Below are 18,867 nucleotides of genomic sequence, written 5' to 3'. Positions count from 1 at the left end.
AGACTAAAATACATGAAATAAACCGTGATTGAGCCATGAAGTTTGTAAAAGATGCTGACTAACGTGGAACACCTGTTTCATCTTCGGATGGTTGATCTGTGTTTTGTTGATCGATCTGATTTGACTGGTGAGTCGTTGAGTTTTCTGTGCTTACATCGGTAGTGCTGGGATTATTTTCAATCGGTAAAGATTGTTTCTTAATCTCAGGTTCTTCAGAAATATTATTTTGATCTTGTGCTACCGTTGGTTGAGCAGGTTGAGCAGGTTGAGCAGGTTGAGCAGGTTGAGCAGGTTGAGCAATAGCAGAAGCTTGCGTAGCGATTGGCGCTGTAGTCGGGACGGCATTATTTATATTGCTGTTCGGCGATGTTGAAGATTGACTTAAACGCCCTTGTTCAATCGGTATATTTGAACTGGTTTTACCCATAATTTTATCTTTGGTTTGTTCTACTTTTTTAACCGCAGTATCAATCCCTTGACGGGTATTATCCCGTGCAATCGTTGCCTGTTCGGTGGTGTAGGTTTTGGTATTTTCAATGGTTTCATCAAGATGCGGTTTTATTTTCTGAATCCCTTTTTCAGTGGCATTGCCCACTTTTTCAGCGGTATTTTGAACCGCTGTGCCTGTTTTATGAGCCAGTACTCTGAAAATATTCGGATTGTCACCATAAGGCTGAGTTTTATTGGTATCCTCTGTCTGCGCATAGAGTGATGGCGCTGTTAAAATGGCTGTGACTATACATATACCTTTGATTTTATTCATTAACACACTCATCTCGCTATGCTGATTTCTGTTTAGTCATCAACTAAAATAATATTGTGACTATCCTACTGTTTTATTGATTGAATAGATTGATTATTAGAAAAATGAGTACAGAAAAACACATATCTCTACATTGGAAATGTTTAAACATTTAATTTGTAAAAAGCCCACCGAAGTGAGCTTTTTATACATAATTTACATGAAAAGACGCTTATTTTGTTGCTACTTTGGCTTCAGTTGATACGCCAACCTTTGCACTACCAACAGGTGTTTTTACTTGAGTTTGCGTATTCACATTGACATTGCTTGGTTTTGGCTTCACAACATCTTTGGTTTTTTGCCAAGTTTTACTTGTTGCAGCTTTGGTTTTATCCTTAGCTTTGATTGCAGTTTCTTTGGTGTTTTTAGAGGCTTTAGAACTGAGTTCTTTGGTATTTTTAGAGGCTTTAGAACTGAGTTCTTTGGTATTTTTCCAAGCGCCTTGAGTTGCTGTTTTGCCTTTATCGACACCACGTTCGATACCATGACCTACTTTGTCAGCCGTCTTTTTTGTTCCATCCCATGCATCTTTAGAAACATCAACGGTTTTATCTGCACCTTTTTCAATGCCATGGCCTACTTTGCCTGCCACATTTTTGGTGCCATCCCACGCATCTTTAGACACATCACGGGTTTTATCGACACCTTTCTCGACGCCGTCACCTACTTTAGTTGCCACATTTTTGGTGCCATCCCACGCATCTTTAGACACATCGCGGGTTTTATCGACACCTTTTTCAACGCCATCACCTACTTTAGTTACCACGTTTTTGGTGCCATCCCATGCATCTTTAGACACATCACGGGTTTTATCGACAGTTTTGTCTACGCCTTTTTCAATGCCATTGCCGACTTTGCCTGCTACATTTTTAGTGCCATCCCAAGCGTCTTTAGACACATCACGGGTTTTATCAACCCCTTTTTCAATACCATTACCCACTTTGTCAGCTGTGTTTTGAATACCTTGACCAAGGTTGTGTAAAAGTCCACCTTGTGTATTGACTTCAGCAGAAGCGTTAACACTACCATTCACTGCTGTATTTGCAAAAAGAGGAGAACTCGCAATAAGTGCCGTTGCGATAACTGTTGTTTTAAGCATTTTCATAATAGCTTTTATCCTGTGCTTGAATCACATCTAGTTTGAGTCAGCGTCATATTAATTGGAAATACTATAAAAAACAGGTTTTGAGATAAAACATCAACAGCTTATCTACAGAGTTTTAACAAAAATGAAAGAATTGTGAATAAAGTTTACAGAGTGAGTGTTTTTTAAATCATTGATTTATAGGTTTTCAATGGTTCGTTTATCTTTTTAAGTTTTACAAATATACTGTGTGTTGTTAAGAAATTCTTGAATGAGCCGTTTGTGTAAAAATGAGCATCTATTGTTCTTGGTCTTAAACTTTGCTTATATCCACAAACTTTTGATGAAAAGAAAAAGTATCACTTCGCCATTCATGAGAATACCGAAGTGATAATCGGTGTTTTTAGTTACAGACGTCTAAAGCTGATGTTTTAAAGTTCTTTTTAAGTGAATTAAAATTTTTGATCTTTTCAGGATTTTGCACATCAAAAACCGTTTGTTTATTTTCTATTTCAGCTTTGACATTGGAAAATGCCGAAATCAGCTGATCACCTTTAAAGATCCAGTATTCAGTGGCTTTGCCTGTTTCAAAATTACCTGTAAATTCAATAAGGCAGTTGTCTTTTTGTTTAATCAGACGTGCTAAGTTATGTTTTGTTGCTGGTTCAGCAGAGATATTTTTATGTTGTTCTAAAACCACAGGCGCATTGGGATTGGTTGGTGTGGTTGAGCAAGCGGTGAGTGCTGAGGTTATTACAGCTATCGATAATATGATTTTTGGGTTCATTGCTTTTTGATCGTTAAATGAATTTAATGTTTTAAGTTTATATGCACTTAGACAAAAATTTAGACTGATTTGGTTTTAGATTGGTAATTGATATGAAATATTCAAAAAATAATGTTATTGAAAATGATAATGGCGTGTTTGTAGTGTGAGTAGTTGAGACTTTAGGTGGTTTAAGTCTTCGTTTAAGCCAAGTTTTTTTGCGAGAGGGTCAACTAAATCCGAAGCTAGTAATGATTGATTTGATTGAGCTATATTTATGCTTTCTGCAAAAGTTTTTAATTGTTGACGGCGTGTTACTGAAGAACAGGAATATCTTCGAAATTTTTCGAGTAAAAAAAGTAAACGCTTTTTTTCCATGGTATTTAAGTTTTCAACAGCTGTTGGCAAATAATCACCATATAAGAATAGCTCAACGACAGGTTTTACTTCATCAAAAGTGGAAGTTTTGAGTGAATGGCTTAATAGGTGATGTAGTGCATTTTCAAAATCATTTTGATTCATTTTCCTTGCCTCTTAATTCTTAATTCTTAATTCTTAATTCTTAATTCTTAAAGTATTGAAATTATATAACGAATACTTGCATTCAATTGTTCAGAACATGATTTAGAGTGTAGATAATTTTGATTTTAAATTGTAATTTACTTAACTATGCCACTTGGAGTAAATCGATCTTTATTTAAAAAATATTTCCCTTTATATCCTAAGACTCGCAATAAATATTCTTTGATTAAATCATTTACAGCACAAAAATCTTGATAAGCTTGTTCAAAGTAATTTGGATCACCAACAGGTAAAAGCACACCTTCATGAATCATAGTATTTCTTTTATTTAAAGTGATTTTGATAGCTTCACTGTTTCGGTTAATCCCATTTGCTTCGAACATTCTTCTGGTCATTTCGGCTGAACCGCATTTGCCATAAAGTTTATGAATATATTTTCCTAGATATTCATCAAAACAATATTCTTCTTTATTTTTGCAATGATAATCTTGAGGAGGATATTGAGGATGACTATATTTTCCATCTTTAAGTTTAAATCCTTTATCTTGAGCAAAAGTATGTTTCAGATTTTCTATAAGTACGTAATGCAAAATGAGTGACGCTTCTAAAGCAAGAGAACCACGTTTAGCTTCGCATAGATAGCCAAAAACTACTGGTAGTTGTCTGGATGACTTTAATTCTTTGAAGGTTGGATATACTTGTTCTATAAAATCGCGAATTTTCTCTCCTCGACTTTCGATAATATTAGCTGGAGGATTAATAACGATTCCTGAACAATTCGTCCCGTGTTCTACCGAACCAATTTTATGACCACAGCGATGGACTAATGATTGCTGAGCAAAAGAAAGTAGGCAGCACAAATTATCAATAATTTCTAAAACTTGTGATACTTGTTCATTTACAATATCTCGAACAGTGATTGTTGTCGTAATTATTGTTTTGTTTAAAGATTCATTTTGCTTAAGATGGATATTATGCTGTTTAAATTCAAATATAAAACCTTCACATTGTATAATTGTAGTGTCACGAATTCCGTTAGCTGAACAGGACTCACCCCACATGAATAAATTGATAAGAAAAGCTTCTAATTTTTTCATGATAAATCTTCATTAAAAAACCCCACTTATTTAAGCAGGGTTCTCATTTTATTTCAAATAATTAGCTTAGTGTTGTAACACCGAAATATCCGCAACACTTGTAAACAAGTCTCGTAACTGAGCCAGTAAACGTAAACGGTTTGCTTTCAATTCAGCATCATCTGCCATGACCATCACACCTTCAAAGAAAGCATCAATCGGCGCACGAAGTGCAGCTAACTTAGAAAGTGCTTCGGTATAGTCTTTTGCAGCCAAAAGCGGTTGAACCACAGGCAGGATATTTTGAATCTCTGCATAAAGTGCTTTTTCAGCATCTTCAACCAATTTAGATTCAACAATCTCACCTGTAGGCGCAGCTTCTTTCGCCAAGATATTCGCAACACGCTTATTTGCAGCAGCCAAAGCAGCAGCTTCAGGCAAACTACGGAAATGATTCACCGCGGTTACACGCTTATCAAAATCAAGAGGTGATTTTGGAGAAAGTGCTTGAACTGCTTGAATCACATCAACAGCAACGCCTTGGTCTTCATACTTGGCACGATAACGACCTTCAAGGAACGCAACCGCATCCGCCAAAGTCTTGTCGTGATCTTTCAATACATCGCCATAAGCAGCTAAAGCAAGCTTGATGAGTTCTTCAATCGAAACATCAAGATTGTTTTCAGTCACTAAACGCAAAATACCAATCGCAGAACGACGTAAAGCAAACGGGTCTTTAGAACCTGTCGGTGCTTGACCAATACCGAAAATACCTGTCAGCGTATCTAAACGATCCGCAAGGGCAATCGTAGTCCCTGTTTTGGTTTTCGGTAAAACATCACCCGCGAACTTAGGTAAATATTGCTCACCTAAAGCTTCTGCAACTTCATCATTCTCGCCTTCAATACGTGCATAGTAAGTGCCCGCAATCCCTTGAAGTTCTGGGAATTCACCAACCAATTCAGAGGTTAAATCACATTTTGCAAGCAGTGCTGCTTTTTCAGCATCCGCAGGGTTTGCACCTGTGATTGCAGATAAAGCTACAGCCAATTTGGCAATACGCTCAGATTTATTCCAAAGCGTACCTAACTGTGCTTGGAAAACCATATTAGCCAATTTTTCTTTACGAGATGCAAGCGGTTGCTTTTGATCTTGTAAGAAGAAGAATTCCGCATCAGACAAACGAGGGCGTACAACTTTCTCATTGCCTTCAATAATTTGAGTCGGATCTTTAGACTCAATATTTGAAACGGTAATGAAGTACGGTTGAAGTTTATTATCAGCATTCACCAAACAGAAATACTTCTGATTATCTTGCATGGTGGTGATTAATGCTTCTTGAGGTACGGCAAGGAAACGCTCTTCAAAGCTTGCACGAAGTGCAACAGGCCATTCAACCAATGCGGTCACTTCATCACGTAAATCAGTAGGAACGATGGCAATTGCATTCACTTCATCAGCAAGGGCTTCGACTTGTTGGTCAATGATGGCTTGACGCTCTTCAAAATTCGCCACAACTTTTGCAGTACGCAGTGCATCTAAATATGCATCTGCATTGGCTAAAGTAATCGCTTCAGGCGCATGGAAACGGTGACCATAAGTCACATTACCTGCTTTATGATCCTGAATGGTTGCATCAACAACAGCGTTATCTTTTAACAATACAACCCATTTTACAGGACGTACAAATTCAGTACGGCTTGCCGCAGAACGCATACGTTTTGCAATTGGAAGGTTATCCAAAGCGGTTTGTAAAATTTGTGGTAGTAAAACGTCAAGGCTTTGACCTTGCACATCTTTTAAATAGCATACTTTTTCAACTTTACCTGCTTGGAACGTTGAAAGTTGATCCGCAGTAATGCCTTGACCACGCATAAAGCCTTCAAGTGCTTTGGTTGGCTTACCTTCTGCATCATAAGCAGCTTGTACCGCAGGGCCATCAAAACGTTTTTGAGTATCGGCTTGCGCACCATCGACATTAATAATTTTCAATGCTAAACGGCGAGGTGCTGCATAGGCTTCGATAGAGTCAAAAGCCAAACCTGCATCATTTAAACCTTTTACGGTTTCAGCTTGTAATGCATCACGTAAAGTTTTTAAGCTTTTTGGAGGAAGTTCTTCACAGCCAAGTTCAAATAAAACGGTATGTTTAGACATTATTTGTTCTCCGCTGATTTTTCTGCTTGAGCTGCTTCCGCTTCAACCTGAGCTTTCAATTGCGCTAAAACTTCATCACGCAAATGCGGTTCTGCCATTGGGAAACCAAGCTTGGCACGAGCAGCCACATAACTTTGCGCAATTGAACGTGCCAAAGTACGTACACGTAAAATATAGCGTTGACGCTCAGTCACAGAAATTGCACCACGTGCATCGAGCAAGTTAAAGCTATGTGATGCTTTAATCACTTGTTCATAGGCAGGAAGTGGAAGTTCAGCTTCCATTAAGCGCGTTGCTTCTGCTTCATAGAAATCGAATAATTCAAACATTTTTTCAACGTTGGCATATTCAAAGTTATAGGTCGATTGTTCCACTTCATTTTGATGGAATACATCGCCATACGTCACAGTACCGAATTGACCTTTGGTCCAAACAAGATCGTAAACTGAATCGACACCTTGTAGGTACATCGCCAAACGCTCAAGACCGTAAGTGATTTCACCTGTTACTGGGTAACATTCAACACCACCGACTTGTTGGAAGTAAGTAAACTGAGTCACTTCCATACCGTTGAGCCAAACTTCCCAACCTAAGCCCCAAGCACCGAGTGTTGGAGATTCCCAGTTGTCTTCAACAAAACGAATATCATGTGTAAGCGTGTCAATACCAATCGCTTCCAACGAGTCTAGGTACAGTTGTTGGATATTGTCTGGGTTGGGTTTCAGTACCACTTGGAACTGGTAGTAGTGTTGTAAACGGTTTGGGTTTTCGCCATAACGACCATCTTTAGGGCGACGTGATGGTTGCACGTATGCTGCGTTCCATGTTTCAGGACCAAGCGCACGTAAGAATGTTGCAGTGTGGAATGTTCCTGCACCCATTTCCATATCGTAAGGTTGTAACACGACGCAACCTTGTTCAGCCCAGTAGTTTTGTAAGGCAAGAATTAAGCCTTGGAATGTATCAATATGCGATATGGCGCGACTCATGCAGCATCCACTATAAGTATTAGAAAAAATTGGTTCTAAGTATAAGGATTTTGGGGAGGTGTGGCAAAGGTTATAGATCAAGTTATACTGTTTTTCATAGTGATCAGAATTAAATCAAATCAATCTTTGGTTATGGAATAACTTTAAAAAGTTGGCAATGTTATGCAACGCTGTCATTTCTAAAAAAATGTAGCATTCCCCAATAACAACAACTGACAAATACAACAATCACATGAAAATACCACGTTGAAACCCATTCCGATATTGAATTGGGAAGCGATCCTATAAAAACCAAATAACCGATGATCGTGACGATGAGCCACATCAGCACTGAACCTAACATAATCGTAAAAAAGTTGAGCCAATATTGGCGTGCAAGTAAGACAGAAATAGCATAAGCAATTGGAATTACAATCACGCAATAAAGCATATAAATGATCAGGTTAATCCCACACACAGTGAGGATAGATTGCATGCTAAATTCATGATTTAAAGTAATGAATAAAATGGTGAGTAAGACCTGAATAAAAATGGGTGCAGAAAACAAGGCTTTTAAAATAGATTTATTACTATATTGAGTCATGATTAAAAACAACAAAGGGACAAAATTTGAAGAAGGCATCTATGAAAAACAGATTATTACTTTGCTGGACCAAATCAAGCTACAAAGTCAAAAAGATCAGCAAACTGAACTTTATAAAGACATTATAAATTCACAACAGATTTTGAATCAGAGTGCAGAAATGCAGCTAATTATACAAGTTATCCGATGTATGCATTTTGTTAGATAAAAGAGTATGTTGCAAATGGAGAGCAAGCCACTGAATATTGTCAATAAAATCAATAGGCGAGAATATAGTTAAAATATTGATAAATTTAAGATGGATAATAAATACACCTTATCATCACAACATCGTATAATCACGCACCTCAAAAGTGCAATAACGAAGGATCGTCGTGTTTCATATGCAATTTGAATGGTTAAATACCTTAAAGCCAAATTTTAAAGTTTTACCGCTCAAAGACCGCTTAATGTGTGGTATCGGGGCTTTACTTGGTTTAGCAATATCATCACTAATCAGTTTATATGTTTTAGGTGATTTGAATGCATGGTATATCGCACCGATGGGCGCTTCATCGGTATTGTTATTTGCCGTGCCTGCCAGTCCTTTAGCACAACCGTGGAATATGGTGGTTGGAAATACAATTGCAGGTATTATTGGCGTCACTTGTGCCATGTACATTCCCAATTTAACCGAAGCTTTTAGTGTTGCAGTTGCATTGGCGATTTTTTTGATGATGACCACAGATTCATTGCATCCACCCAGCGGTGCAGTGGCAATCACAGCGGTGCTCGGCGGCGAATCTGTCCATCAACTGGGTTATCATTTTATTTTTTATCCAGTGCTTTTAAATTCAATATTACTTTTAGTTGTTGCGATTTTTTTTAATCGTTTATTGGGGAAGCAATATCCTCAAATTGCACAGTTGAATACTCGTTCTAAGGATCCAACACCGACGCAGAAAGTCACGATCCAGCCACAAGATATTCACGATGTTTTAGAACATCAGACAGAACTGCTAGATATCAGTGAATACGACCTACAAAAAATCATTTTAGAAGCGCAGGAAAAGGCCAATGCGAGAGCAGTGAGCCAATATCTTTGCCAAGACATTATGACGAAGGATGTGATTTGTTTACAAGAACAAGAAGAAATTCAGGATGCATTGATTAAATTTAAACATGTCAATTTAATGAGCCTTCCCGTGATCAATGTGGAGCATCAATTGGTGGGCACATTGGCACTTTATGAAGTCGTGGAATGGTTTAAGCGAGCTGCTGAACCGAGAGCTTCTTGGGAACATCTTGTAAAACAAATTATGGACCGCAAAGTTGTGACGGTACAGCCTATTCAACCAATACAGGATTTAGTGCCGTACTTCGTTGAGCGCTCATTTAATTATATTCCAGTGGTGGAAAATCAAAAACTGGTCGGTATTATTAGTCGAGCAGATATGATTGCAGTGATGCAACAACAGCTCAATCGAGTAACACATCCAATAAATGATTAAAATATTTTAAGCATAAAAAAAGCTACGTCAGTTTGGGGGAACTGGCGTAGCGGAAAAAGAAAATTTAACTGGTTACGCAATCAATTATCTTGTTCTTTCATCAACAATGGTACGAACCTGATGCTGATAACCTTGTGAACCACCTAATCTGAGTTCTTGTTTTGGAATGAGTAACCATAGGACTAAGTAAACAATAATCCCAGGGAAAGCGGCACTCAAACACGAAACTAAAATAAAGATGATACGTAATAATGTGACATTCCAACCAAAACGCTCAGCAATACCGCCCATTACACCGGCGATCATGTTATGTCGGCTAGAACGATATAAACCAGAATTGGCCATCAAAGTCTCCTTAAGTTTAAAAATAGCCTGCAATATCATTATTGATATTTATCGCATAATTATTAAATGGTGATCGTGTGAATTTATTAAAGGCAAATAGGCAATTTATTTGTAAGTATTGTGTAAACTTTTGTGAATTCATGCTTTTGATTAAAAGATTAGCCAACAACAGAGCGCGTACTTTTTTATACTTTTTGTAAAAAATCAATCGAGATGATTTCGTCAATCGGAACAACACAATAATATACCAATATTCTCAATCAAAATTTGATATGTCTTTTTCAGCACTTTAGCATAATATGGTTTTTGATTCATGTACTTAAATTTAAATAAAGTAGGATTTTGCAGAATACTAAGCATGAGTATTTGTTTGGTATTGGTTGCGTGTGATTCACAAAATCCTATTGATCAAGAACAATCTGAGGATGCACAAAATTCATTAAGTAAAGTTGAACAAGATCAGTCTGCACAACAGACAAATGCTGCAAAAAAATTAACCGAAGTTGCAGGTCAAGCGACTTTACCAGCACCTGCTGCTTCAGAACTTAAAGATTTGGATGTAGAGCCTATACCTGCAAAAGCAGAGTCATTTGTAGGACGTTATCATACTCAAATGAGTTGTACAGACCGTTTTGCCAATTGCAAAACAGGGAATGCGGAGTTTATTGTCAATTTACTTGCAGATGGTACTGCGCACCGCAACATTGTCTATATGGGCAAAATGACCTATGAGAACAATGAAATAAAGCAAAATCGTTCCTATCAGAAAAATACATGGGTTTATGATGAAGTTAACCATGAAATTATTATCAATCGTGTAGAAGGAATACAATTTTTCTATAAAGTTGATGCTGATCGTAATTTAGTCATGGATTTAGATAAAATTTTAAACAGTAGCGAAAGTAATAAACTTTATTTTAATCAGAATAATCCTGCACCTGCTAAAGCCTATGTTCTAAAAAAAATGAATAATTAGAGCATCTTAAAAAGAGAAAAGAGTTGAAATCTATGTTATGACTGTGGAAACAGTGACATGTGCAATCGGTTTAAAACACATTATTTTGTACTCCTATTTAATGGATGTTGCATTTCAAGGTTAAGTTTAGCGGTTAATGATCTTTAAAATTGATACTGAAATGGCTCGATTGTATCAATATTGAGTTATTTTTAGTCGCTATACCATGTTGGTTATTATTTATAACATCATAAGATTCAAATATTTGCTGTTATTAAACTAGAAAAACAATTAAAAATGAATAAATTATGGTTTTTTATAGCGATCAATAAATCATTCATTTCTGGTGCTAGTATCAATCCAATTTTACTCATGTGATTTTACTATATGCAAAATCAGAAGCCTGAAAAGGCAAGTACTGCAATATTGACTCTAGCCGCATTGGGGGTGGTTTTTGGCGATATTGGAACGAGTCCACTGTATGCACTCAAAGAAAGTTTTCATGCAACACATGGCATGCCTATTAATGAAATCAATATCTTGGGGATTTTGTCATTAATTTTTTGGACTATAACCCTTATTGTGTCTTTGAAGTATGTCATGGTGATCATGCGGGCAGACAATAATGGTGAAGGTGGAATCATGGCACTGTTGGCCTTGAATCTCCGCCAAAAGGGCTTATCGAATAGAACAAAAATAATCATTACAGCTTTGGGTTTTACCGGTGCCTCTTTATTTTTTGGTGATGGGATCATTACGCCAGCAATGTCCGTACTCTCTGCGGTTGAAGGTCTGTCTGTTGCAACGCCAACCTTGTCAAAATTTATTTTGCCGATCAGTATTGGGATTTTAACAGCTTTGTTTTTAGTACAAAGGCATGGCTCAGCCATCATGGGGAAGTTCTTTGGGCCAATTACATTGCTATGGTTTTTAGCCATAGGTAGCTTAGGAGTGATGAGTATTATTCAAAGTCCTTCAATTTTGGCTTTTTTAAGCCCACATTGGGGAATTTCGTTTATTCTTACCAATCCAATCATTTCTTTTTTTGTCATGGGTGCTGTTGTACTGACCGTTACAGGTGGTGAGGCGCTTTATGCCGATATGGGACATTTTGGTGTCTTACCGATTCGTCTAGGTTGGTTTTTTATTGTACTGCCTTGTTTAGTTTTAAATTATGCAGGACAAGGGGCTTTACTGCTTAGAGATCCTTCTGCGATTTCCAACCCATTTTATTTACTGGTTCCGTCATTGTTGCTTTATCCAATGATTGTACTTGCAACTGCTGCGGCGGTTATTGCATCACAAGCGCTCATCAGTGGTGTATTTTCAATGGCAAAACAAGCAATTCAATTGGGATATTTGCCGCGTTTAACCGTATTACATACTTCTGAGTCGGAAGTGGGGCAAATTTATATTCCATTGCTGAATTGGTTATTGTTCATATCAATTATCGTCGTTGTTTTGCTTTTTAAGACCAGTAGCCAGTTGGCTGGAGCATACGGATTAGCAGTGACTGTGACCATGTTCTGTGACACACTTTTGGTCGGATTCTTAGCTTACAGCTATTGGAAATGGAAGACTTGGAAACTGGTGTTATTTATTGTTCCATTCATTGTGATTGACTTGGTTTTGTTAAGCTCTAACTTGCTTAAATTCTTTATTGGTGGATGGATGCCAGTATTGGTTGCGACAGTGGTCTTTACTTTGATGATGATCTGGAAAAATGGTAAGGCTGCATTACAAGCTAAATTACAGAGTGATACATTGCAGCTAGAGACTTTTATTCAATATTTAGGTGATAGTTTAAATCAAGTACCTGGAACAGCTGTATTTCTGACAGGATCACCAAATGTTGTACCTCATGCACTCCTACATAATCTAAAACACAATAAAATTCTTCATGAGCGGAATATATTAATTACTGTTGATGTGCAAGATGTACCTTATATCTCTGAAGATAATAGATATACTGTTGAAATATTGGATAAAAACTTCTTTCGTATTCATTTGAACTATGGTTTTAAAGAACAGCCAAATATTCCAGCTACGCTTGAAACAATTTTTAATGCATATGATTTTGAATTTAATTTGATGGAAATAAGCTTCTTTGTTTCACGTGAAAGAATTATCTCGAAGCAACAAAAGCTCTTAGCAAAATGGAAAGAGCAAGTCTTTTCTACCATGCATAAAAATACCAGTCCGATTAGTGATTTTTATCAGATTCCTTCGAATCGTGTGGTTGAAATTGGTAGTCAAATAGAAATTTAAACAATAAGCAGTGAGCATAAAAATGCCAGAATTTTAGGGTTCTGGCATCTCATCCAAGTTGGAATATCTGTTATTTCGAATTTGATTGTAAAAGTTGAGCAGGTAGATTCGAAATCTTTATGAAGCAACGTTGAGTTTGCTTATAAATTTTTATCTAAGCCGTGTTCTACAGCAAATACAGCAGCTTGAACACGGCTATTAAGCTCCAGTTTACGTAATACATTTTGTACGTGAACTTTGACTGTAGATTCTGCAACATTCATAGACCGAGCAATAATTTTATTACTGGCACCTTTTGCGAGCCAGTGTAAGGTTTCTTTTTCACGTTGTGTTAAAAAAGCCAATGCAGTTTCTTCTTTGACAATGATTGGATTGCACAGTTGAGAAATCAATTTTGTCGTCATTTCTGGTGAAAGTACATTGTCACCATCGATTGCTTTATAAATTCCATCAATTAAAAATCGGGTTTCAATATTTTTAAGTAAATAACCACGCGCACCTAAACGCATACATTCAGTTAAATCGACTGCATCTTCTGAAACAGTGAGAATTAAAATAACCAAATCTGGATAGCTATTGAGTAATTGAGGTAGAGCCTCCAATCCATTCATGATTGGCATGTCTAAATCTAATAAAACAATATCAGGATGTAATTGTTCAGCGAGTTTAATACCACTTAATCCATCAGTCGCTTCACCAATGACATTAAAATTTTCTTCTTGTTCTAGTAAAAAACGTAAACCTGTTCGGAATAAAGTATGATCATCGATCAATAAGATATTAATAATGGGCATGATTTTCCTCTAACTGATTATTATGATTTATTGTGGCTTCAATGCATGTGCCTTGGTTTAAAATAGAATTTATTTTTAACTGTCCACCAATCTGATGAATTCGTTCTTGCATTATGGATAAACCAATATGATGTCCTTGGTACTCTTTACTCAATGTAGTGTCAAATCCAATTCCATTGTCCTGAATTTTTAAAAATATTTCTTGGTCATTGTTAAAGTGAACTGTAACTAAACTCGCTGAAGCATGCTTACGGATATTTGAAAGTGCTTCTTGCAAAATAAAAATCAACTGTAATTGTTGTTGTGGTGTTAAATCAACGCCAGAAGATTGATAGGTAAAATTGACCTGTATTTGTGTTTGATTTTTAAAGCGCTCGATGACTGAGAAAAGAATATCTTGAAAAGACTCCTGAGCGAGTTTGAAACGGAAATTATTGAGTAATTCCCGAATATCTTCATAACATTGCTGTAATCCAGTCTGTAAAAAGTTTAAATGTTGTTCAACTTTATCATATTGTTGTTTTTTCCATGCTTGATTTAACATTTGATGTTGTATATTCATAAATGAGAGTGACTGCGCAATACTGTCATGTAAACCTTGGGCCATAATATTGCGTTCTTCTAGAACAGCATATTGTTTTTCTTTTAAAATAAGTCTGTTATTTTCAATAGCCGTAGCTAGCTGGTTACATAGCAATTGGATTAATGAGCTATTACTATCCGTTTGAGTCGAAGGCTTTTCAAAATATAGGGTCAATAATCCCAAAGTCTGTTCGCGTAATCGAATGTGATATACCATTAAATGATCCATTCCCAATTTTTTACATACATATTTTTGATGATCTTGTTGTAAAAGATTAATTTTAAGATCTGCTTGATTGAGTGCCTGACCACATAAGCAGGCTGTTGTTTCTGCACAAGCTGGGTTTTGTAGCAAAATATCAGGAATATTTATACTTTGTATGGTCCACATTTGTGAACCTTGTTGATTTAATAGCCGAATACTACTGGTCTTAGCATGGGCTAGAGTCGTAATTTTTTCTAGAAATAAGTTGAGTGTTTGTTCGTTATATGGATTTTTATGTAAAAAATCCGTCATTTCATACAAGGTCGTCAGTTTGTCATTGCTTGATTTTAGATCGATGGTTTTTTGCGTTACTTTATCTTCTAAGTGTTGATACAAGTCCTGCAGGCTCGTCACCATTTGATTAAAACCATTGGAAACTTGGTGAAATTCATCATTGGTTTGTATATTCAATCGCGTGTCCAGTTCCCCCTTTTTTATTTTTTCAAAGCCTATGCTGAGTAGGGATAAAGGTTGTATGACTAAACGATTAAGTAAAAATAAGGAAAGAAATGCCGATATGATCGCCATGAGCATTAATAAAATTTGGGCGATACGCATGATCTTTATATTTAAAGTATTTTGTTTCTCAATACTTTTCACTAAATTATCGATGTGTTGAATAAATAATATAGTATCTGCGACTAAATTGGGTTGGGTATTTAAATTAGATTCTGCCTGTAAGATTTTTATTTTATATTTTGAAAACTCATCTTTAACTTGATTTAACTGAAATAAATATTGGTCGTTTGAGTGAAACCAATAGGTTTGTGTTTCTAGCAATGATAAGTGTTTGAGTTTATTTTCAAAAAGTTGGATTTCTTGAGGAAGTTTTGTCGTCTGCTTCGCCTGAACCATAGCGACCATGTAATAGGCTTGTTTTCGCAAACTCCCCGCTTCATTGATCGCAATACCTCTGTCTTCTAACTTCCATATGATATTTAACGTTAATCCGACAAAGAATAAGGCACCAACTAACCAAATAATAATTGCAAATTTGAGTTTGTTGGAAATGCTGTTGAAGTATTTTTTTAACATGCTCATTTTCTTATTGAATGATTGTATAGATGACCAGAGCGACCGCCTTGTTTTTCTAGCAATTGGACATCGGTAATTTTCATATTTTTATCAACTGCTTTAAGCATATCATATATGCAAAGTAAGCCAACATTGACTGCACATAACGCTTCCATTTCCACACCTGTTTGCCCACATGTTTCAGTTTTGACAGTCATATGAATGGCAGATCTGTTTTCATCGACATCGATATCCACAGCGACATGGGTTAAAGCAAGAGGGTGACATAAGGGGATGAGTAAAGCTGTTTGCTTACTTGCTAAAATTGCTGAAACTCGCGCAATTCCAAGCACATCTCCTTTTTTATTATTGCCTTGTAAAACGCAAGCTAAAGCTTGTTCCGAAATAAAAATTGTACCTGTAGCAACAGCAATACGCTTATTGATAGCTTTGTCACTGATATCAACCATGTGGGCTTGACCAGCTTGATCAAAATGTGTGAGTTGATTTTGAGACATGATAATTCTCCCAGCTTTAATTGATGTTACTACACGAAAGTTGAGGGTGAATATCGGTCAAAGTGATTATTGTTGATTAGAAAACCGCAGTCTAAGCTAGAAAGGAGAGCAACACGATTGGAAGGTTACAGACATGATTTATATTCAATATTTTGGACCTTTGGCGACAGAACTAGGAACCCGAACTGAATCATTACCTTGGGATAATGGCGGGACTACAGACTCGCTGCTTCAATTACTTCGGTCACGTAATTCACGTTGGGAAGCTGCTTTGGCTGAAGATAAAATATTTAAATTTGTTGTTCAAAAGCAGATTTGTCATCAAGTTACAAATATCCCTGATGAGGCTGAAGTGGCTATTTTACCTCCTGTGACTGGAGGGTAGTTGATGAGTATCATTGTCCAGATTGAACCTGAAGTACTCAATATCAATGAATATGCAGACCTTGCAATGCACTTTAATCATGATCAAGGTGCACAAGTGACTTTTACTGGATTTGCCCGTCAGCATGATTATGTCGAACCGATTACTCATTTATATATCGAGCATTATTCGCAAATCACTGAAAATGAAATTAAAAGTATCGTTGAAAAAGCACGACAACGATGGGTGTTGAATGCAATCGTTGTTGCACATCGTGTTGGTAAAGTTGTCGTTGGTGAGCCGATTGTTTGGGTCATGACGCAATCTAAACATCGTATAGATGCTTATCAAGCAAATGAATTTATTATGGATTATTTAAAGACATCTGCACCTTTTTGGAAGCAAGAGCATTTTGAAAATGGAGAATCTCACTGGGTTGTTGCTAAAAAAAGTGATCAAAATAAAATCAAAAAATGGAGTATGTCATTATGAGTTTAGGCGGTTTAGTTTTGGCAGGTGGTTTAGGCAGCCGCATGGGGTATAAAAATAAAGGCTTAATGCCTTTTGGCGGACAATATTTAATTGATCCTGCTATTCAAGTTCTAAAAAAACAATGTGAATATGTCGCAATCAGTGCCAATCAAGATATACAACACTATCAGCAAAAAGGATTGGATGTCTGGTCGGATTATGCGCCGTGGTTAGGGCTAGGGCCTTTGGGTGGCGTGTACAGTAGTGTCAGTCAGTTTCCATTGAGCATAGATACGATACAAGTGCTTCCTTGTGACTCTCCATTTATCAGTGAACAGGTCATTGCAAAACTTTCTCAACAATTGAATCTTCAATATACGAAAGCGGTTTATGCAAAGTCAGAAAATCAAATTTATCCTGTAATTTTTCAATTTAAACGACAGGATTTAGGTGAACTCAAACAATATTTGCTCACTCAGTCAAAACATAGTATTCGACAATGGTTACATCATATGCAGGCTGTTGCTATTGATTTTGAAGATGATGCGCAATTTATAAATATAAATGATTTTCAAACATTGCAGCGTTACTTAGCCTAGGAACGATCAATATGAGTTTAATTTCTTATGATCAAGCACTTGCAGACTTAATTCATCAACTCTTGGTCACCAAACAAGTTGAAGCGGTGCCTTTGCTGCAGGCTCAAGGGCGAGTATTGGCAAGTAATGTTGTTGCAACACAAGACTCTCCTGCATTTGATCATAGTGCCATGGATGGATATGCGATTTGTGGGTTAAGTGAACCTAGATGGCAATTGGTTGCATATATTGCAACGGGAGATTCCACTCAAAATTTGGTTTTACGTCCCGGCCAAGCTGTTAGGATTTTTACGGGGGCAGCTGTTCCGAAAGGTACTGAAGCAGTCCTTCCCCAAGAAGAGGTGAGTGTAATTGATGACTTTGTCAGTTGCATTAACCCCATTAAGATGCAACAACATATTCGGTTACGAGCAGAAGAATATCAGCAAGGTACGGTCTTGATTGCTGCTCAGCAAGTATTAAATGCAACACACATCGCTATTGCTGCAAGTCAAGGGTATACCGAATTTGCATGCTATCAAAAATTGAAAGTTTGTGTATTTTCGAGCGGTAATGAATTACAAGCATTGGGTCAAAAATTACAAGAAAATCAAATTTATGATTCTAACCGACCGTTGCTGATGGCTTTACTCAACCAAAATCAATTTATTGAAGTGAGTGATGGTGGCTTGTTACCCGATCAACAAGACATTATTCAACAATCTTTAGCGCAAGGTGCAAATCAAAATGATGTGGTCTTGATTTCAGGCGGAGCATCTGTTGGAGATAAAGACTACAGTATTGCTGCTTTGCAATGTTTAGGTTCCATCCAACAGTGGAAATTAGCCATTAAACCCGGTAAACCTTTTGGCTGTGGGCGGATTCAACAAACTCAAGTATTTGTATTGCCTGGAAATCCTGTAGCATGTTGGGTAACCTATTTGATTCTTGTATTACCAGCTTTAAAAATATTGGCGGGTTTCACTAAACAACAAGCATTGCCTATGCGGTTACAGGCGACTGCACAATTTAATATAGAGCGACCTCAAAGTCGGCAACAATTTTTATGTGGTCAGTTAACGACCGAATTTGGTCAACTTCATGCAAAAATTCATTCATCACAAAGTAGCGCTATGCTGACTCATTGTGGTTCGAGTAATGCACTTGTTATTGTGCCTGCACAGCAAACTGTTCGTGAGGGGCAATCTGTTCAGGTCATTTATTTAAAAGAAGCTTAGGAGGGA

At 36.9% G+C, this 18,867-nt stretch carries 19 protein-coding genes; 7 read left to right on the top strand and 12 right to left on the bottom strand.

Annotated elements, in window-relative coordinates; translation table 11 throughout:
• Window positions 1–58 precede the first annotated feature (58 nt).
• The 8 genes from D7V20_RS04210 to D7V20_RS04175 form a co-directional block, all read right to left on the bottom strand.
• Window positions 59–763: a hypothetical protein gene (locus D7V20_RS04210; protein ID WP_120383084.1), complete on the bottom strand. Its 705-nt coding sequence runs from the start codon at window positions 761–763 to the stop codon at window positions 59–61.
• Window positions 764–974: 211 nt separating this feature from the next.
• Window positions 975–1,907 (bottom strand): hypothetical protein, encoded by a 933-nt coding sequence (locus tag D7V20_RS04205; protein ID WP_120383083.1) that lies wholly within the window; start codon window positions 1,905–1,907, stop codon window positions 975–977.
• 382 nt (window positions 1,908–2,289) lie between these two features.
• Window positions 2,290–2,673, bottom strand: coding sequence for a hypothetical protein (locus D7V20_RS04200; protein ID WP_120383082.1), 384 nt, complete (start codon window positions 2,671–2,673; stop codon window positions 2,290–2,292).
• Between the two features lie 114 nt (window positions 2,674–2,787).
• Window positions 2,788–3,174 carry a hypothetical protein gene (locus D7V20_RS04195; RefSeq protein WP_120383081.1) on the bottom strand — a complete coding sequence of 129 codons (387 nt, stop codon included), beginning with the start codon at window positions 3,172–3,174 and terminating at the stop codon, window positions 2,788–2,790.
• Window positions 3,175–3,311: 137 nt separating this feature from the next.
• Window positions 3,312–4,271 carry a hypothetical protein gene (locus D7V20_RS04190; protein WP_120383080.1) on the bottom strand — a complete coding sequence of 320 codons (960 nt, stop codon included), beginning with the start codon at window positions 4,269–4,271 and terminating at the stop codon, window positions 3,312–3,314.
• 66 nt (window positions 4,272–4,337) lie between these two features.
• On the bottom strand, window positions 4,338–6,407 hold the full coding sequence (gene glyS / locus D7V20_RS04185) for a glycine--tRNA ligase subunit beta (protein WP_120383079.1): 2,070 nt from the start codon (window positions 6,405–6,407) through the stop codon (window positions 4,338–4,340).
• Complete coding sequence (gene glyQ / locus D7V20_RS04180) at window positions 6,407–7,396, bottom strand: glycine--tRNA ligase subunit alpha (protein ID WP_120383078.1); 990 nt, start codon at window positions 7,394–7,396, stop codon at window positions 6,407–6,409. The genes glyS and glyQ overlap by 1 nt, the downstream gene beginning before the upstream one ends.
• A gap of 160 nt (window positions 7,397–7,556) precedes the next feature.
• The gene (locus D7V20_RS04175; protein ID WP_120383077.1) at window positions 7,557–7,979 is read right to left on the bottom strand and encodes a hypothetical protein; all 423 of its coding nucleotides are present in this window, start codon (window positions 7,977–7,979) and stop codon (window positions 7,557–7,559) included.
• Window positions 7,980–8,362: 383 nt separating this feature from the next.
• Here D7V20_RS04175 and D7V20_RS04165 point away from each other — a divergent pair, with 383 nt between their 5' ends.
• Window positions 8,363–9,469: an HPP family protein gene (locus tag D7V20_RS04165; RefSeq protein WP_407923921.1), complete on the top strand. Its 1,107-nt coding sequence runs from the start codon at window positions 8,363–8,365 to the stop codon at window positions 9,467–9,469.
• Window positions 9,470–9,553: 84 nt separating this feature from the next.
• Here D7V20_RS04165 and D7V20_RS04160 read toward each other — a convergent pair whose 3' ends face one another.
• On the bottom strand, window positions 9,554–9,814 hold the full coding sequence (locus D7V20_RS04160; protein ID WP_120383074.1) for a PspC domain-containing protein: 261 nt from the start codon (window positions 9,812–9,814) through the stop codon (window positions 9,554–9,556).
• A gap of 358 nt (window positions 9,815–10,172) precedes the next feature.
• On the opposite strand from D7V20_RS04160, the gene D7V20_RS04155 reads away from it, so the two are divergent.
• Together D7V20_RS04155 and D7V20_RS04150 are read left to right on the top strand one after the other, a co-directional pair.
• On the top strand, window positions 10,173–10,790 hold the full coding sequence (locus D7V20_RS04155; protein WP_235831593.1) for a hypothetical protein: 618 nt from the start codon (window positions 10,173–10,175) through the stop codon (window positions 10,788–10,790).
• 366 nt (window positions 10,791–11,156) lie between these two features.
• Window positions 11,157–13,037, top strand: coding sequence for a potassium transporter Kup (locus tag D7V20_RS04150; protein ID WP_120383072.1), 1,881 nt, complete (start codon window positions 11,157–11,159; stop codon window positions 13,035–13,037).
• A gap of 140 nt (window positions 13,038–13,177) precedes the next feature.
• Here the strand turns inward: D7V20_RS04150 and D7V20_RS04145 are convergent, their stop codons facing one another.
• From D7V20_RS04145 to moaC, 3 genes are read right to left on the bottom strand one after another with little or no spacing between them, the layout of a single operon-like run.
• A complete protein-coding gene (locus tag D7V20_RS04145; protein ID WP_120383071.1) occupies window positions 13,178–13,831 on the bottom strand; it encodes a response regulator in 654 nt (217 codons plus the stop codon).
• A complete protein-coding gene (locus tag D7V20_RS04140; protein ID WP_171407757.1) occupies window positions 13,818–15,713 on the bottom strand; it encodes a histidine kinase in 1,896 nt (631 codons plus the stop codon). Before D7V20_RS04140 ends, D7V20_RS04145 begins: the two co-directional genes overlap by 14 nt.
• 2 nt (window positions 15,714–15,715) lie before the next feature.
• Window positions 15,716–16,210, bottom strand: coding sequence for a cyclic pyranopterin monophosphate synthase MoaC (moaC, locus tag D7V20_RS04135; RefSeq protein ID WP_120383069.1), 495 nt, complete (start codon window positions 16,208–16,210; stop codon window positions 15,716–15,718).
• A gap of 133 nt (window positions 16,211–16,343) precedes the next feature.
• Here moaC and D7V20_RS04130 point away from each other — a divergent pair, with 133 nt between their 5' ends.
• Genes D7V20_RS04130 through D7V20_RS04115 form a run of 4 tightly spaced genes read left to right on the top strand, consistent with a single transcriptional unit; the run spans window position 16,344 to window position 18,861 of the window.
• Complete coding sequence (locus tag D7V20_RS04130; protein ID WP_120383068.1) at window positions 16,344–16,595, top strand: MoaD/ThiS family protein; 252 nt, start codon at window positions 16,344–16,346, stop codon at window positions 16,593–16,595.
• A gap of 3 nt (window positions 16,596–16,598) precedes the next feature.
• A complete protein-coding gene (locus D7V20_RS04125) occupies window positions 16,599–17,066 on the top strand; it encodes a molybdenum cofactor biosynthesis protein MoaE (protein WP_120383067.1) in 468 nt (155 codons plus the stop codon).
• Window positions 17,063–17,644, top strand: coding sequence for a molybdenum cofactor guanylyltransferase (gene mobA, locus D7V20_RS04120; protein ID WP_171407756.1), 582 nt, complete (start codon window positions 17,063–17,065; stop codon window positions 17,642–17,644). Before D7V20_RS04125 ends, mobA begins: the two co-directional genes overlap by 4 nt.
• Before the next feature lie 11 nt (window positions 17,645–17,655).
• The gene (locus D7V20_RS04115; RefSeq protein WP_120383065.1) at window positions 17,656–18,861 is read left to right on the top strand and encodes a molybdopterin molybdotransferase MoeA; all 1,206 of its coding nucleotides are present in this window, start codon (window positions 17,656–17,658) and stop codon (window positions 18,859–18,861) included.
• Window positions 18,862–18,867: the final 6 nt, after the last annotated feature.

It is taken from the genome of Acinetobacter rongchengensis (genome assembly GCF_003611475.1).
Lineage (GTDB): Bacteria > Pseudomonadota > Gammaproteobacteria > Pseudomonadales > Moraxellaceae > Acinetobacter > Acinetobacter rongchengensis.
The sequence above is the reverse complement of the archived record's forward strand: the minus strand, read 5'-3'. Positions and strand labels throughout refer to the sequence as shown.

Coding starts and splice junctions, on each gene's coding strand:
- D7V20_RS04200 (WP_120383082.1), bottom strand. CDS start 2,673: ATGAACCCAAAAATCATATTATCGATAGCTGTAATAACCTCAGCACTC.
- D7V20_RS04145 (WP_120383071.1), bottom strand. CDS start 13,831: ATGCCCATTATTAATATCTTATTGATCGATGATCATACTTTATTCCGA.
- D7V20_RS04115 (WP_120383065.1), top strand. CDS start 17,656: ATGAGTTTAATTTCTTATGATCAAGCACTTGCAGACTTAATTCATCAA.
- moaC (WP_120383069.1), bottom strand. CDS start 16,210: ATGTCTCAAAATCAACTCACACATTTTGATCAAGCTGGTCAAGCCCAC.
- D7V20_RS04155 (WP_235831593.1), top strand. CDS start 10,173: ATGAGTATTTGTTTGGTATTGGTTGCGTGTGATTCACAAAATCCTATT.
- D7V20_RS04150 (WP_120383072.1), top strand. CDS start 11,157: ATGCAAAATCAGAAGCCTGAAAAGGCAAGTACTGCAATATTGACTCTA.
- D7V20_RS04210 (WP_120383084.1), bottom strand. CDS start 763: ATGAATAAAATCAAAGGTATATGTATAGTCACAGCCATTTTAACAGCG.
- D7V20_RS04160 (WP_120383074.1), bottom strand. CDS start 9,814: ATGGCCAATTCTGGTTTATATCGTTCTAGCCGACATAACATGATCGCC.
- D7V20_RS04175 (WP_120383077.1), bottom strand. CDS start 7,979: ATGACTCAATATAGTAATAAATCTATTTTAAAAGCCTTGTTTTCTGCA.
- D7V20_RS04190 (WP_120383080.1), bottom strand. CDS start 4,271: ATGAAAAAATTAGAAGCTTTTCTTATCAATTTATTCATGTGGGGTGAG.
- D7V20_RS04195 (WP_120383081.1), bottom strand. CDS start 3,174: ATGAATCAAAATGATTTTGAAAATGCACTACATCACCTATTAAGCCAT.
- D7V20_RS04205 (WP_120383083.1), bottom strand. CDS start 1,907: ATGAAAATGCTTAAAACAACAGTTATCGCAACGGCACTTATTGCGAGT.
- D7V20_RS04165 (WP_407923921.1), top strand. CDS start 8,363: ATGCAATTTGAATGGTTAAATACCTTAAAGCCAAATTTTAAAGTTTTA.
- mobA (WP_171407756.1), top strand. CDS start 17,063: ATGAGTTTAGGCGGTTTAGTTTTGGCAGGTGGTTTAGGCAGCCGCATG.
- glyS (WP_120383079.1), bottom strand. CDS start 6,407: ATGTCTAAACATACCGTTTTATTTGAACTTGGCTGTGAAGAACTTCCT.
- D7V20_RS04140 (WP_171407757.1), bottom strand. CDS start 15,713: ATGTTAAAAAAATACTTCAACAGCATTTCCAACAAACTCAAATTTGCA.
- D7V20_RS04125 (WP_120383067.1), top strand. CDS start 16,599: ATGAGTATCATTGTCCAGATTGAACCTGAAGTACTCAATATCAATGAA.
- glyQ (WP_120383078.1), bottom strand. CDS start 7,396: ATGAGTCGCGCCATATCGCATATTGATACATTCCAAGGCTTAATTCTT.
- D7V20_RS04130 (WP_120383068.1), top strand. CDS start 16,344: ATGATTTATATTCAATATTTTGGACCTTTGGCGACAGAACTAGGAACC.